13 protein-coding genes are annotated in these 15,621 nt (G+C 60.8%); 10 read left to right on the top strand and 3 right to left on the bottom strand.

Features of this window, described 5'->3' with window-relative positions:
• Positions 1-91: 91 nt before the first annotated feature.
• Positions 92-922, bottom strand: a complete 831-nt coding sequence (locus ABFI50_RS03340) for a MurR/RpiR family transcriptional regulator (protein ID WP_008502123.1) — start codon at positions 920-922, stop codon at positions 92-94.
• A gap of 292 nt (positions 923-1,214) precedes the next feature.
• Here ABFI50_RS03340 and ABFI50_RS03335 point away from each other — a divergent pair, with 292 nt between their 5' ends.
• The 10 genes from ABFI50_RS03335 (at position 1,215) to iolB (ending at position 14,342) form a co-directional block, all read left to right on the top strand.
• Entirely contained in the window at positions 1,215-2,720 is a 1,506-nt protein-coding gene (locus tag ABFI50_RS03335; protein WP_014884797.1) for a CoA-acylating methylmalonate-semialdehyde dehydrogenase, read from the top strand.
• Positions 2,721-2,731: 11 nt separating this feature from the next.
• Entirely contained in the window at positions 2,732-4,657 is a 1,926-nt protein-coding gene (gene iolD, locus ABFI50_RS03330; RefSeq protein WP_347485348.1) for a 3D-(3,5/4)-trihydroxycyclohexane-1,2-dione acylhydrolase (decyclizing), read from the top strand.
• A gap of 300 nt (positions 4,658-4,957) precedes the next feature.
• Positions 4,958-5,944, top strand: a complete 987-nt coding sequence (gene iolG, locus ABFI50_RS03325; RefSeq protein WP_347485346.1) for an inositol 2-dehydrogenase — start codon at positions 4,958-4,960, stop codon at positions 5,942-5,944.
• A 31-nt stretch (positions 5,945-5,975) separates the two neighbouring features.
• On the top strand, positions 5,976-6,905 hold the full coding sequence (locus tag ABFI50_RS03320; RefSeq protein ID WP_014884794.1) for a substrate-binding domain-containing protein: 930 nt from the start codon (positions 5,976-5,978) through the stop codon (positions 6,903-6,905).
• Positions 6,906-6,959: 54 nt separating this feature from the next.
• Positions 6,960-8,507 carry a sugar ABC transporter ATP-binding protein gene (locus tag ABFI50_RS03315; RefSeq protein WP_014884793.1) on the top strand — a complete coding sequence of 516 codons (1,548 nt, stop codon included), beginning with the start codon at positions 6,960-6,962 and terminating at the stop codon, positions 8,505-8,507.
• Between the two features lie 11 nt (positions 8,508-8,518).
• Complete coding sequence (locus ABFI50_RS03310) at positions 8,519-9,547, top strand: ABC transporter permease (RefSeq protein WP_014884792.1); 1,029 nt, start codon at positions 8,519-8,521, stop codon at positions 9,545-9,547.
• Between the two features lie 8 nt (positions 9,548-9,555).
• Positions 9,556-10,689 (top strand): Gfo/Idh/MocA family oxidoreductase, encoded by a 1,134-nt coding sequence (locus ABFI50_RS03305; RefSeq protein ID WP_014884791.1) that lies wholly within the window; start codon positions 9,556-9,558, stop codon positions 10,687-10,689.
• A 12-nt stretch (positions 10,690-10,701) separates the two neighbouring features.
• Positions 10,702-12,606 (top strand): 5-dehydro-2-deoxygluconokinase, encoded by a 1,905-nt coding sequence (iolC, locus tag ABFI50_RS03300; protein WP_014884790.1) that lies wholly within the window; start codon positions 10,702-10,704, stop codon positions 12,604-12,606.
• Between the two features lie 11 nt (positions 12,607-12,617).
• Positions 12,618-13,508 (top strand): myo-inosose-2 dehydratase, encoded by an 891-nt coding sequence (iolE, locus tag ABFI50_RS03295; RefSeq protein ID WP_014884789.1) that lies wholly within the window; start codon positions 12,618-12,620, stop codon positions 13,506-13,508.
• 9 nt (positions 13,509-13,517) lie between these two features.
• Positions 13,518-14,342, top strand: coding sequence for a 5-deoxy-glucuronate isomerase (iolB, locus tag ABFI50_RS03290; protein WP_014884788.1), 825 nt, complete (start codon positions 13,518-13,520; stop codon positions 14,340-14,342).
• Positions 14,343-14,390: 48 nt separating this feature from the next.
• On the opposite strand, the gene ABFI50_RS03285 is transcribed toward iolB, so the two are convergent.
• Positions 14,391-15,134: an alpha/beta hydrolase gene (locus tag ABFI50_RS03285; protein ID WP_014884787.1), complete on the bottom strand. Its 744-nt coding sequence runs from the start codon at positions 15,132-15,134 to the stop codon at positions 14,391-14,393.
• Positions 15,135-15,145: 11 nt separating this feature from the next.
• The gene (locus ABFI50_RS03280; protein WP_014884786.1) at positions 15,146-15,613 is read right to left on the bottom strand and encodes a DUF6130 family protein; all 468 of its coding nucleotides are present in this window, start codon (positions 15,611-15,613) and stop codon (positions 15,146-15,148) included.
• Positions 15,614-15,621: the final 8 nt, after the last annotated feature.

Genomic DNA, 15,621 nt, shown 5'->3' with positions numbered 1-15,621 from the left:
GTTCTTTCTGCATATTTATTTCTGATTAGTATTCGATTGGGGATAATATCCCTCTGATCTCACGCTTGCTCATACAGTTTTTGTTTATCCCTCACTTCCCTTCACCCAACCGATAAGCCAGTGCCACCACCAGCGACTGCACCAGGCACAGCGTCGCCGACTGGGACCGAAACGCGTCCACCTGTGCCTCTTTCACTACAAAGCAAAGATCGCTGAACGTCGCCAGCGGGCTGATCTGGCTGTCCGTAATCACAATCTGCCGCGCGCCGACGCTGGCGGCGGTTTCGCTGACCATCACCGTCTCTTCCGCATACGGCGAGAAGCTGATCGATACCACAATGTCGCGCGCCTTAATGCGGCTGATCTGCTCGCGCAGCATCCCACCCATACCGTCGAGCAGAATAGGGCGACACTCCAGGTGGCTCAGGGCATAGGTGAGGTAGGCCGCGACGCTAAAGGAGCGGCGCAGACCGGCGATGTAGATGGTGTCGGCGTCGGCCAGCAGCTGTACCGCGCGCTCCAGCATTTCCGGTTCGGCGCGGGCGGCCAGCTGCTGTAGCGCCTGGGCGTTTGAACGGGCGAACTCCTGCAGGATATCGAGCGGGGTTTCGGGCACGGCCTCGCTCTCCATTTCGCGGAACAGCCGGGCACGGTCGCTGTAGCTGGCGGTCTCCTCCACCAGGTTCATGCGAAACAGCTGTTTCATTTCGTTGAAGCCGGTGAAGTCAAAGGCGTTGGCGAAGCGGATCAGCGTCGAGGGCGGCACGTCGGCGCGCTCGGCAATCACGGCAACCGTATCAAAGGCCACGCTGTTCGTATTATCCAGCACATAGCGGGAGACCTGCTGCAGCCTCTTGCTCAGGCTATCGTAGCGATCGCGGATTTGCTGCTGCAGTTCGTTCAGGCTGGTTGCTGTCGTCATGTTATCCCCCAAATACAGTCCTGTGATTCTAAACGCAAAACCGCGTCTTTTAAATGTCGGCCATCCATCTGGCAGCAAAAATGAAACAGAAGCTTCAGTCATTCCCACGCCCGAAATGCCTTAATAGCGCACGCTGCGTCAGTATTGTTGGCTGTTAACATAAAAATCCATCCTTGATCACAATAATCATCATTTATTTTATTTCAACTTAAAATGGAATATTTGTTTCATATATAGTGTTCGGTACACAGTGTTCAGGTAACAGTCACGTATCAACAGCGAGAGGTTAAGGATGGAGACGGTAGCGAATTTTATTCACGGCGAATGTGTCACCGGTTCAGGCCAGCGCGTTCAGGCGATCTTCAACCCGGCCACTGGCAAGCAGATCCGCCAGGTGGTGATGAGTACGGCACAGGAAACGGAGCAGGCAATTGCCGCCGCGCAGCAGGCGTTTCCTGCGTGGGCGCGTCATGCTCCGCTTAAGCGCGCGCGCGTGATGTTCCGCTTCAAGGCGCTGCTGGAAGAGAACATGGATCGCCTGGCCCGTCTCATCAGCGAAGAGCACGGCAAGGTCTTCTCCGACGCGGTGGGCGAACTCACCCGTGGTCTGGAAGTGGTGGAATTTGCCTGCGGTATCCCGCATCTGCAAAAAGGTGAGCACTCAGCCAACGTCGGCACCGGCGTTGACAGCCACTCGCTGATGCAGCCGCTCGGGGTCTGCGTTGGGATCACGCCGTTTAACTTCCCGGCGATGGTGCCGATGTGGATGTTCCCGATTGCGCTGGCGACCGGAAACACCTTCGTGCTGAAACCGTCAGAAAAAGATCCCTCCCTGGCGCTCGCGCTGGCGCAGCTGCTGAAAGAGGCTGGCCTGCCGGACGGCGTGTTCAACGTGGTGCAGGGTGACAAAGAGTCCGTTGACGTGCTCCTGACCGACCCGCGCGTGCAGGCGGTGAGCTTTGTCGGCTCCACGCCGATTGCCGAATACATTTACCAGACCGCATCCGCCCACGGAAAGCGCTGTCAGGCACTGGGTGGCGCGAAAAATCACTGTATTCTCATGCCGGATGCCGACATGGAGATGGCCGCCAACGCCATTATGGGTGCAGGCTTCGGTGCGGCGGGGGAGCGCTGCATGGCGCTCTCGGTGGTGCTGGCGGTGGGGGATAAAACCGCCGATGACCTCTGCGCCCGGCTGGAAAAACAGATTGCCGCCCTGCGCGTCGGGCCGGGTCTGGACCAGACGCCGGAAAACGAAATGGGGCCGCTCATCTCCTCGGCGCACCGCAGCAAGGTGCTGGGCTATATCGACAGCGGGGAAGCGCAGGGCGCGACCCTTCGCGTTGACGGTCGCGGCTTCAGCGTGCAGGGACACGAGCAGGGCTACTTCGTCGGGCCGACGCTGTTTGATAACGTCACCCCGGAGATGACCATCTATAAAGAAGAGATTTTCGGCCCGGTGCTTTCTGTGGTGCGCGTAGCAGATTACGCCAGCGCGGTGGACCTGATTAACCGCCATGAATATGGTAATGGTTCGGCAATTTTCACCCGTGACGGCGGCTGCGCGCGTCGCTTCTGCGAAGAGGTGCAGGCGGGCATGGTCGGGGTCAATGTGCCGATCCCGGTGCCGATGGCATTCCACAGTTTCGGTGGCTGGAAGCGCTCTATCTTTGGTGCGCTCAACGTCCACGGCAACGACGGCGTGCGTTTCTACACCCGAATGAAAACCATCACCGCACGCTGGCCGGAAATGCAGCAGGAGACAGGCGCTGCGTTCTCCATGCCAACGCTGGGCTGACAGGAGGCGTTATGCAAACCGAACGTATGACTATGGCCCAGGCGCTGGTCCGATTCCTTAATCAACAATACGTCAGCGTGGATGGCGACGAAATGCCCTTCGTGGAGGGCGTGGCGACTATTTTCGGGCACGGTAACGTGCTCGGCATCGGCCAGGCGCTGGAACAAGATCCGGGCCATTTGCAGGTGATGCAGGGCTGCAACGAGCAAGGCATTGCCCATATGGCGACGGGATTCGCCAAACAGCACCGCCGTCAGCGCATTTTCGCCGTCACCTCCTCCGTCGGGCCGGGCGCCGCCAATATGGTGACCGCGGCGGCAACCGCTACGGCGAACCGCATTCCGCTGCTATTACTGCCGGGCGATATCTACGCCAGCCGCCAGCCGGACCCGGTGCTGCAGCAGATCGAGCAGTATCACGATCTCAGCATCAGTACCAACGACTGCTTCCGTCCTGTCTCTCGCTACTGGGACCGCATCAACCGTCCCGAGCAGCTGATGAGCGCCATGCTAAGCGCGATGCGAACGCTTACTGACCCCGCCAATACCGGGGCGGTGACCCTCTGCCTGCCGCAGGACGTGCAGGGGGAAGCATGGGATTATCCCCTGAGCTTCTTCGCGCGCCGCGTGCACCACATCGAACGTCGTCCGCCTGACCCGCAGCGTCTGGCGCAGGCGCGGGCGCTGATCGCCCGCAAGCGTCGTCCGCTGGTGGTGTGCGGCGGCGGCGTGCGCTATTCCGGCGCGCATGAGGCGTTTCGCGAATTTGTCGAGACGCTGCAGCTGCCGTTTGCCGAAACCCAGGCCGGGAAGGGGGCGCTGGTAAGTGACCACCCACTTAACCTGGGTGGCGTTGGGGTGACGGGGGGACTGGCGGCCAACCAGCTCGCGCCCCAGGCGGATTTAGTGATTGGCATCGGCACGCGTCTCACGGACTTTACCACTGGCTCCAAGGCGCTCTTTTCCCATCCGGACGTCGAATTTCTGCTGCTGAACGTGGCGGAGTTCGACGCCCTGAAGCTGGACGCCACCGCACTGATCGCCGATGCCCAAACCGGGCTTCAGGCCTTAACCCACGCGCTCAGGGATTATCGCAGCAGCTGGGGAGACGCGATCGCCCAGGCGAAATCCGCGTGGCGCGACGAGTGCCGTCGCCTGTGGGATAGCCAGTGGCATCCTGCTGATGCGCCCGAAGTGGCAGGGCACCTGGATAGCCAGCTGGTGGAATATGGCGAAACGCTCAACACTCGCCTGACCCAGACGCGGGTGCTGGGGTTGATCAACCAGCATATTGAAGATAGCGCCATCGTGGTGGGGGCGGCCGGATCGCTGCCGGGCGATTTACAGCGGCTCTGGCAGGTGAAAACGCCGGATAGCTATCACCTGGAATACGGATACTCCTGCATGGGCTACGAGATTGCGGCGGCCATCGGTGCGAAGCTCGCCAGACCCGACCAGCCGGTGTACGCCATGGTGGGGGATGGCTCGTACATGATGCTGCACTCCGAGCTGCAAACCGCGGTGCAGGAGGGGATTAAGGTCACCGTTCTGCTGTTTGATAACGCCAGCTTTGGCTGCATTAACAATCTGCAGATGGGGCATGGCATGGGGAGCTTTGGCACCGAAAACCGCCATCGCAACCCGGAAACCGGACGGCTGGACGGGCCGCTGGTGGAGGTCGATTTTGCCCAAAACGCGGAAAGCTACGGCTGCCGCGCGTGGCGGGTGAACGATGAGCAAAGCCTGCTGGCGGCGCTGGAGGCGTCACGCGCGCATCCGGGCCCGACGCTGCTGGACATCAAGGTGCTCCCGAAGACCATGACCCATGACTACGCCTCGTGGTGGCGAACCGGCGACGCGCAGGTGGCGGCGTCTTCTGCCGTGCGTGAAGCCGCTCTGCAAACGCAGGCGCAGGTGAAAAAAGCCCGCCAGTATTAAGTTTTCCCGCCTTAACGAAATTTTCATTTCATTTTCCCCTCACCCTAACCCTCTCCCCAAAGGGGAGAGGGGATGGTGTGGTGCACTCTTTTCTCCCTCGCCCCTTTGGGGAGAGGGCAGGGGTGAGGGGTTAGCAGCACCTTCTCCCATGTTGTGAGATTGATAACAAAATTTATCTCATTCATCTCAAAAGTGTTAACCCGCACTCAAAAACATAATTTTCACTATTTATAAAAATGAAATAAATGTTTTATTTATAGGGTCGTTAGTTCACAGCATTCACCAACACCGGGAGCCGTTATGTTTAACATTGCTTTACTGGGCGCTGGCCGAATTGGCCAGGTACATGCAGCTAACATCGCCAGCCACGGCGCGACCACGCTCTGGTCCGTGGTTGACCCGAATCAGGAATTTGCCACCCGTCTCGCCACGCAGTATCAGGCCCGTCAGCAGAGCCTGGATGAAGCGATGACCGACCCTAACGTTCACGCCGTGCTGATTGCCTCCGCCACCGATACCCACGCGGACCTGATTGAAATGGCCGCCCGCCATGGCAAAGCCATCTTTTGCGAAAAGCCGGTACACCTCGACCTTGCCCGCGTGCGCGACTGCCTGAAAGTGGTCAAAGAGTACGACGTGCCGCTGTTTATCGGCTTTAACCGCCGCTTTGACCCGCAGTTCCGCCGGGTGAAAACCGACGCCCAGGCCGGGCGCATCGGCAAGCCGGAATCGTTGCTGATTATCTCCCGCGACCCGTCTCCGCCGCCTGCAGAGTACGTGCGTGTCTCCGGCGGCATGTTCCGCGATATGACCATTCACGACTTTGATATGGCGCGCTTCATCATGGGCGAAGAGCCGGTGTCGGTCTATGCCCAGGGCAGTAACCTGGTCGATCCGGCGATTGGCGAGGCGGGGGATATCGACACCGCATTTATCGTTCTGAAATATGCCTCCGGCGCGATGGCGACCATCGTCAACAGCCGCCGCTCATCTTACGGATACGACCAGCGCCTGGAGCTGCACGGCTCCGAAGGGCTGCTGTGCGCGGGCAATATTCTGGAAAACCTGGTGCAGCACTACGGCAAACAGGGCTGCACCAGCGCGCTGCCGGAACACTTCTTCCTGCAGCGCTACAAATCCGCTTACGCCGCGGAATGGGAACACTTTGTTGCGGTCCTGCGCGGCGAAGCGGTGCCTGACTGCAGCGGTGATGATGGTGAACGTGCGCTGTACCTCGCGGATAAAGCGCTGGAGTCGCTGCGTAGCCAGCGCGAGATCGTCCTCTAAACACAACCACCCTACACAGAGAGACATAATAATGAAAAAACTGATCGTAGCCGCCCTCATCGCCATGACGTCCGGGGCTGCCCTCGCCGAAAACGAGCAAATTGTTTTCAGTACGCCAAACCTGGCCATGCCGTTTGAAGTACACATGCAGCGCACGGCGGTGAAAGCCGCAAAAGAGATGGGCGTGAAGCTTCAGGTGCTGGACGGGCAGGGCAGTTCACCGAAACAGGTGGCAGACCTGGAAAATGCCATCACCCGTGGGGCGCAGGGCTTTATCGTCTCCCCGAATGACGTAAACGCCGTCTCCAGCGCGGTAGATGAAATTCAGGATGCGAAGCTGCCGGTGGTGACCCTTGACCGCTCCGTCGACAGCCAGAAAAAAGTGCCGCACTTCGGGGCTAATAACTACAAAGGCGGCCAGGCGATTGGCGACTTCGTGAAAACCAAATTCCCCGACGGAGCGGAGATTATTCTGCTGACCGGTCAGCCGGGCTCCTCCTCCAATATTGAACGCACCAAAGGGATCCGCGACAGCCTGAAGGCGGGCGGGGATAAGTACAAGATCGTCGCCGATCAGACCGGAAACTGGATGCGTTCGGAAGGGATGCGCATCGTGGAAAGCGTTCTGCCTTCTCTGCCGAAGCGCCCGCAGGTGATCCTCTCCGCTAACGACGATATGGCGCTGGGCGCGATTGAAGCGCTGCAGAGCCAGGGCGTGAAGCCGGGCGAAATTCTGGTCACCGGTTTTGATGCGGTACCGGAAGCGCTGGCCCGCGTGCGCGACGGTTGGCTGGCGGTAACGGCGGATCAGCGTCCGGGCTTTGCGGTGCAGACGGCGATGAGCCAGCTGGTGGCCAACGTGCGCGAGAAGAAAGCCATCACCGGGGCCGACTACCCGCCGACGCTGATCACCAAAGAGAATCTGCAGCAGGCAGAACGTATCGGTGAGGCCGTTAACTGACGTATCCGCAGCCGCCGCGCGAGCGGCGGCGCACTCTAAAGGAGGAGCAGACCGATGTCGCAACCCTTACTGAAAGTGACCGACCTGGCCAAAAGTTTTTCCGGCGTCTGGGCGCTGAGCAGCGCTCAGCTGACCGTCGGCGCGGGGGAGATCCATGCCCTGCTGGGGGAAAACGGAGCGGGAAAATCCACGCTGCTGAAGGCGCTCGCGGGCGCGCAGCCGCAAACCCGGGGGGATATCTGGTTTAACGGCGAAATGCTGCCGGTGGATGATTCCCCCGTTGAGCGGCAAAACAAGGGCATTATCACCATCTATCAGGAATTTAACCTGCTGCCCAATATGACCGTCGCGGAAAACATGTTTCTCGGGCGCGAACCGCGCAAACGTAACCTGATCGTCGACGAAAAAGCGGTTAACCAGGAGGCGCAGGTCATTCTCGATTACCTGCAGCTGAACGTTGCGCCAACCACGCCGGTGGCCCGCCTGAGCGTCGCCCAGCAGCAGATGGTGGAGATTGCCCGGGCGCTGACCCTCAACGCCAGGCTGATTATCATGGATGAACCTTCTGCCGCGCTGAGCGACAGCGAGGTGGAAAGCCTGCACCGCGTGGTGCGTGAGCTGAAAAACCGCGGGGTGAGCATTATTTACGTTACCCACCGTCTGCATGAAGTTTTCCAGCTCTGCGACCGCTTCACCGTTTTCCAGGACGGCCGTTTCACCGGTACCGGTGCGGTGGCAGAAACCAACGTTGAGCAGCTGATCCGCCTGATGGTCGGGCGCGACGTGGCCTTTAATCGTCGTCCGGCCAGCGAAACGCATCATGAAGACAAACCCGTCCGCCTGGCGGTGAAGGGGCTGAGCCGCGAGAAGCCGCCGCTCGATCCCCACGGCATTGCCCTGCACGACATCAGCTTCCACGTCCACGCCGGGGAAGTGTTAGGGATTGCTGGCCTGGTGGGCGCGGGGCGTACCGAAGTGGCGCGCTGTCTGTTCGGCGCAGATGCCTTTACCTCCGGCAGCTTTGAGCTGGACGGCGTGCCGTACCAGCCGCGCGACCCGCTCTACGCCCTCGATCAGGGCGTGGCGCTGGTACCGGAAGACCGTAAAAAAGAGGGGGCGGTGCTGGGGCTGTCGATTCGCGACAACCTGTCGCTCTCCTGCCTCTCCTCGCTGCTGCAGTGGCGCTGGTTCGTGAATACCCGCAAAGAGGACGACCTGATTGAGTCCTACCGCCAGGCGCTGCAGATCAAAATGGTCAACAGCGCGCAGGAGGTGCGCAAGCTCTCCGGCGGTAACCAGCAAAAGGTGATCCTCGCGCGCTGCATGGCGCTCAATCCCCGGGTGCTGATTGTCGATGAGCCGACGCGCGGTATCGACGTGGGCACCAAATCGGAAGTGCACCAGGTGCTGTTTGAGATGGCGAAAAAGGGCGTGGCGGTGATCGTGATCTCCTCCGATCTGCCTGAAGTGATGGCGGTATCTGACCGGATCATCACCCTCAGTGAAGGGCGGGTGACCGGCGAGATCCACGGTGACGACGCTAACGAAGAACGGCTGATGACGATGATGGCCATCAACCACAACGCCCTGAACGCGGCATAACGGAGTTTCTCATGACGCAGATGATTTCTAAAACGCAGGCCCCGGTCAAACGCGCCGGACGCATCGATCCCATCGCCTTCTTCGAGCGATTCGGGGTGCTGATTTTCATGATCCTGCTGCTGATCTTCTTCCAGTCGCAGAACAGCAACTTTTTCTCTGAACGCAATATTTTCAACATATTAACTGAAGTCTCCATCTACGGGATCATGGCCGTGGGGATGACTTTCGTCATCCTGACCGCCGGGATCGATCTCTCCGTCGGCTCCATTCTGGCGGTGTGCGCCATGACTGCGGCGTACGTGATCAAGGGGGACAACTTCACCACCGTAGACCCGAACGCCTGGGGAGGCATGAGCTGGCTGATTGGGCTGGGGATTTGTCTGGCGATGGGCACGGCAATTGGCTTCCTGCATGGTCTGGGCGTCACGCGCCTGCGCCTGCCGCCGTTTATTGTTACCCTCGGCGGGATGACCATCTGGCGTGGCCTGACGCTGGTGATTAACGACGGCGCGCCGATTGCCGGTTTCGACCCGGGTTACCGCTGGTGGGGGCGCGGGGAGTTGCTCGGCATCTCCATTCCTATCTGGATATTCGCCCTCGTCGCCCTCGGGGGGTATCTGGCGCTGCATAAAACCCGCTGGGGCCGTTTCGTCTACGCCATTGGCGGAAACCCGGAGGCGGCACGTCTGGCGGGGGTGAACGTCAAGCGCGTGCTGGTCAGCGTCTACGTGCTGATTGGCTGTCTGGCGGGGCTGGCGGGCTTCATTCTGAGCGCGCGTCTGGGAAGCGCCGAGGCGGTAGCCGGTATCTCCTTTGAGCTGCGCGTCATCGCTTCGGTGGTGATCGGCGGTACCTCGCTGATGGGCGGTTACGGGCGTATTGGCGGCACCATTATCGGCTCCATCATCATGGGCATTCTGATTAACGGCCTGGTGCTGATGAACGTCTCAGCCTACTACCAGCAAATTATCACCGGATTAATTATCGTTCTGGCGGTGGCGTTTGACACCTACGCCAAGAGCCGTCGCGGCGCACTGTGAGGATCATGATGAAAGAGGTTCGTATTGGATTGATTGGCACCGGGTATATCGGCAAGGCGCACGCCATCGCCTATGCCCAGGCCCCGACGGTGTTCAACCTGCGTGGCAGGCTGGTGCGCGAGATGGTGGCGGAAGTTACGCCGGAACTGGCGGCAGCGCGGGCGCAGGCGTTTGGCTTCAACCGCTCCACCGGGGACTGGCGGGCGCTGGTGGCCGACCCGGCCATTGACGTGGTGGATATTTGCTCTCCCAACCATCTGCATAAAGAGATGGCGCTGGAGGCGATCCGTCACGGCAAACACGTTTACTCCGAAAAGCCGCTGGCGCTCAACGCCCATGACGCGCGTGAAATGGTCGACGCCGCAAAGCGGGCAGGGGTGAAAACGCTGGTGGGGTTCAACTACATGAAAAACCCGACCGCGCAGCTGGCGAAGGAGATTATTGCGCGCGGCGAGATTGGCGAGGTGATCCACTTCTACGGCACTCACAACGAAGATTATATGGCCGACCCGCTCTCGCCCATTCACTGGCACTGCTTCAAAGAGACCGCAGGCCTGGGGGCGCTGGGTGACCTCGCGGCGCATATCGTCAATATGGCCCAGTACCTGGTGGGAGATATCGAGCAGGTCTGCGGCGACCTGAAGATCGTGGTCCCGGCACGTCCGGCGAAGGCGGGTTCGGCAGAAATGATTGCCGTCGAAAACGAGGATCAGGCCCACGCGATGGTGCGTTTTGCGGGCGGGGCGCAGGGCGTCATTGAAACCTCCCGCGTCGCCTGCGGCCGCAAGATGGGGCTGTCGTATGTCATCACCGGGACGAAAGGTGCCATCAGTTTCACTCAGGAGCGCATGGCCGAGCTGAAGCTCTATCTGCATGACGACCCGGTGAACCGTCAGGGGTTCCGCACGCTGCTCGTCGGCCCGGCTCACCCGGACTACGGTGCGTTCTGCATGGGTGCAGGCCATGGGATTGGCTTTAACGATCAAAAAACGGTGGAGGTGCGTGACCTGGTGGACGGGATTGCCGCCGACGCGCCGATGTGGCCGGACTTCGAAGAGGGCTGGAAGGTGTCTCGCGTGCTGGACGCGATAGCACTCTCACACCTGGAAGGCCGCTGGCTGAACGTGAACGACATTGTCTGAAGAGGGTTCAACGTGGAAAAGCAGTTTGATGTGATATGCATGGGCCGCGTGGCGGTAGACCTCTACAGTCAGCAAATTGGCGCCCGTCTGGAAGATGTGTCGAGCTTCGCCAAATATCTTGGCGGGTCGTCCGGCAACGTGGCGTACGGCACCGCGCGCCAGGGGTTACGCTCGTCGATGCTGGCGCGCGTCGGCGATGAACATATGGGCCGCTTCCTGCGGGAAGAGTTAAACCAGGTGGGCTGCGATACCAGCCATCTGATTACCGACAAAGAACGCCTCACGGCGCTGGTGCTCCTCGGCATTAAAGACCGGGACACTTTTCCTCTGATTTTTTATCGCGATAACTGCGCGGATATGGCGATTACCGCCAGCGATGTGGACGAAAGTTACATTGCCTCCGCACGGTGTCTTGCCATTACCGGGACTCACCTTTCTCATCCCCAGACCCGCGAGGCGGTGCTGACGGCGCTGGGCTATGCCCGCCGCCACGGCGTGCGCACGGTGCTGGATATCGACTACCGTCCGGTGCTGTGGGGGCTGACCTCCTTAGGCGACGGGGAAACGCGCTTTATCGCCGCCGATAAGGTCACCCGCGAGCTGCAGGAGGTGCTGCACCTCTTCGACGTGATTGTCGGTACCGAGGAGGAGTTCCACATTGCGGGCGGCAGCACCGATACCCTGCTGGCGCTGGCGCAGGTGCGTGGCGTGAGTCAGGCTACGCTGGTCTGCAAACGCGGCGCGCTGGGCTGTTCGGTCTATACCGATGCCATTCCGCCTCGTCTGGACGACGGCCTGACGGTGACCGGCGTGCGCGTCGAGGTGCTGAATGTCCTCGGCGCAGGGGACGCGTTTATGTCCGGCCTGCTGCGCGGTTACCTGAACGACGAAGGCTGGGAGCAGGCGTGCCGCTATGCCAATGCCTGCGGTGCGCTGGTGGTCTCCCGCCACGGCTGCGCTCCGGCGATGCCGAGCAAAACAGAGCTGGATGATTATCTTTCCCGCGCCGCACGTGTTCCCCGCCCGGATCTTGACCCGCGTCTTAACCATCTCCACCGGGTGACGACCCGCCGCCGCGAATGGCCGGAGCTGTGCGTGATGGCTTTCGACCATCGCAGCCAGCTGGAAGAGATGGCGCTGCAGTGCAGTGCGTCGATCGGGCGCATTCCGGCACTGAAGCAGCTGATCCTCCAGGCCAGCCGCGAGGCGGCAAACCGCGCCGGGCTGGAGGGTAAAGCCGGTCTGCTGTGCGACGGCACCTTTGGTCAGGATGCGCTAAACGCTATCACCGGGGAAGGGTGGTGGATTGGTCGTCCCATCGAGCTGCCGGGCTCCCGGCCGCTGGAGATGGAGCACGGTAACATCGGCACCCAGCTCATCAGCTGGCCGCAGGAGCACGTGGTGAAATGTCTGGTCTTTTTCCATCCGGAAGATGCCCACGGCCTGCGCCTTGAGCAGGAGCAGAAAATCGCCGAGGTGTACCACGCCTGCTGCCAGTCCGGGCATGAACTGCTGCTGGAGGTGATATTGCCCGCCAGCATGCCGCGCAGCGACGCGCTCTACCTGCGCGCCATCTCCCGTTTCTACAACCTGGGGATTTACCCTGACTGGTGGAAACTGCCGCCGCTCTCAGCCAGCGGCTGGACGGCACTGAACGAGATTATCGAACGTCGGGACCCGCACTGCCGCGGGGTGGTGATCCTCGGTCTGGATGCCCCGGCAGAGCAGCTGCGTGCCGACTTCAAAGCCGCCGCAGGGCAGACTCTGGTTAAAGGCTTCGCCGTGGGGCGCACGCTGTTTGGCGACGCCTCCCGCGCGTGGCTGAAACACGATATTGACGATGCGCAGCTGGTGGCGCGCATCCGGGACAACTACCTGCAGCTTATCGCCTGGTGGCGCGAGCGCGGACACGCATAATGGAGAAGACAATGAGTGTACAACTGGGCATTAACCCGCTGACGTGGACGAACGACGATCTGCCTTCCCTCGGCGCGGAGACGTCGCTGGAGACCTGCCTGAGCGAAGGCAAAGAGGCCGGTTTTGCCGGTTTCGAACTGGGCAATAAATTCCCGCGCGAGGCGCGCCTGCTCGGCCCGATTTTACAGCGCCACGACCTGCAGCTGGTCTCCGGCTGGTATTCTGGCCGCCTGCTGGAGCGCAGCGTGGAGGAGGAGATCGCCGCCGTGCAGCCCCACCTGACGCTGCTGCGCGAGCTGGGGGCGAAGGTGCTGGTCTTTGCGGAAGTGAGCGGCTGTATTCACGGCGAGCAGCAGACCCCGGTGCATCTGCGCCCGCGCTTCCCGCAGGAACGCTGGAAGGAGTACGGGGAGAAGCTCAGCGAATTTGCCCGCTATACGCAGCAGCAGGGGGTGCAGATTGCCTACCATCACCATATGGGCACGGTGATTGAGTCCGCCGACGACGTGGACAACCTGATGACCCACACCGGTGAGGAAGTGGGGTTACTGCTGGATACCGGCCATCTGACCTTTGCCGGAGCCGACCCGCTGGCGGTGGCGCAGCGCTGGGCGTCGCGCATCAACCACGTTCACTGCAAAGACGTGCGTGCCGACGTGCTGGCGGACGTTAAAAACCGCAAAACCAGCTTCCTCGATGCGGTGCTAAGCGGCGTATTTACCGTACCGGGTGACGGATGCGTCGATTACCCGCCGATCATGCGGCTGCTGAAAGCTCAGGATTATCACGGCTGGCTGGTGGTCGAGGCGGAGCAGGATCCGGCGATTGCCCATCCGCTGACCTATGCCCGTCTGGGGTATAACAACCTGAGCCGCCTGGCGCACGACGCCGGGCTTATCTGAGGAGGTGACATGTCACGTCTGTTATCACGCTGGCAACAGCCGAATGCTGAGGGGCGCACCCAGTCCGTTACGCCGGAAAGTGCGGGATGGGGATATGTCGGTTTTGAGGCATATGAATTGCAGGAGGGGCAGGTGCTGACGCTGCCCGCCATCAACGAAGAGCGCTGCCTGGTGCTGGTCGCCGGACGCGCCTCCATCAGCACGCCCTCCGCGCAGTTTAACGATATTGGCGAGCGGATGAGCCCGTTTGAGCGCATTAAGCCGTGGGCGGTGTACGTCACCCCGCAGGAGACGGTGCAGGTGACGGCGCTGACGACGCTGGAGCTGGCCGTCTGCGCTGCGCCGGGCAAAGGCACATACCCGACGCGGCTGATTGCGCCGCAGGACATCGACGGCGAGGCGCGCGGCAAGGGGCACAACCAGCGCTATGTGCATAACATTCTGCCGGAAGGTAAATCTGCCGACAGCCTGCTGGTAGTGGAGGTCTGGACCAACGAAGGGTGTACCAGTTCCTACCCGAGCCACAAGCACGACACGGATAACCCGCCGCAGGAGACGTACCTGGAGGAGACCTACTACCATCGCCTCAACCCGGAGCAGGGGTTCTGCATGCAGCGCGTCTACACCGACGACAGAATGCTGGACGAGTGCATGGCGGTCTACGACCGTGATGTGGTCATGGTGCCGAAGGGATATCACCCGGTGGCGACGATGGCAGGGTACGATAGCTATTACCTCAACGTGATGGCCGGCCCGGTACGCAAATGGATGTTTACCTGGGAAGAAGACCACGCGTGGATTAATCAGGATTATCCCACTACAGGCAAGCACTGAAGCGGGTTTTTGCCGGGTGGCGCTGCGCTTACCCGGCCTGTGAAACGCTTACCTTGCTTCTAACGCCTGCTCAATTGTTCGGGCGATGGCCTCTGGCTGGCTCACCATCGACACGTGACTCGCCGCGACCCCGGTGATTTTCGCGTGGATCGTCTTCGCCATAGCGCGCTCAAGCGCGGGGTTAATCATCCGGTCATTCTCACTCACCACATACCAGCTCGGCTTATTGTGCCACGCGGCGTGAGTGACCTTTTCGCCAAATGCATCGGCTTTAATTGGCCCCTGCGTGGCGGCGATGGTCAGTTGTTCAGCCGGTTTCACATCCGGTGCGAAATCCTTCCTGACGGCTTCGGTCGGCAGGTATAAGTCGCCGTCAGCCGTTTTAGCGATGCCTGCACTTCCGGGCGGGGCCGGGAAGGTATTCGCCAGCTCTGCCGTCGACTGGCCGGAATCCGGCGCGAACGCCGCCACGTAAACCAGCGATTTAACCCGTGCATCGTTGCCCGCTTCGCTAATCACGGTGCCACCCCAGGAGTGACCGACCAGCACGACGTCCCCCTTAGCACGGGCGATGGCGCGCTGGGTGGCCGCAACGTCATCTTTTAGCGACGTAAGCGGGAGCTGAACGGCGATAACCTCGGTATGGTGTTTTTGCAGCCGGGTAATCACCTTATTCCAGCTGCTGCCGTCGGCAAACGCGCCGTGCACCAGCACGACGCTGGTTTTATTCTCCGCAAAAGCGCTGGCCGAAAGCGCCAGCAGGCCTGCTGTCAGTACAGACAGTGCTTTCATCTTCAGACTCCTTAAAAATGGTGGATCGCCGCGTGGGGCGGCACGGTGAATTCGATGGTTTTGTGATCGAGGGGCTTATGCGTCGGATCGGCCAGAATAATCGTCACCTTGTGCTTACCGGCGGGCAGACCCACCAGAATCACCGGCTCTCCGCTGGCGTCAGCCCAGTGCCACGGCGCGTCATCTACCACGACGTGGATGTGGCCGATGCGAGGTGTGACTTTCAGCGCGTCGGGCCCAAATACAGGTTCAATGCGCAGGTTTTCGGCCCGGTACTGAATAAACACCGCGCCTTTGCTTAGCGGCCCGGCAAGCGGTGGATCGACTATCAGCTTTGCGGGCGGCTGCGGCTGTGCCAACGGCGCAACGGCGGCTGGGCCATTAACATCGGCGGCGCTGAGGTTGCCCAGCGGTGTGGCCTGGACATGCGCTACAGATGCCAGGGCGAGTACGGGTAAAAGTACATATCGACGAATCATCGGTCTCT

Origin of the sequence: Enterobacter sp. HNDS-6 (genome assembly GCF_039850505.1) — a bacterium.
GTDB lineage: Bacteria > Pseudomonadota > Gammaproteobacteria > Enterobacterales > Enterobacteriaceae > Enterobacter > Enterobacter kobei.
This window is presented reverse-complemented; position numbering and strand designations above follow the sequence as displayed.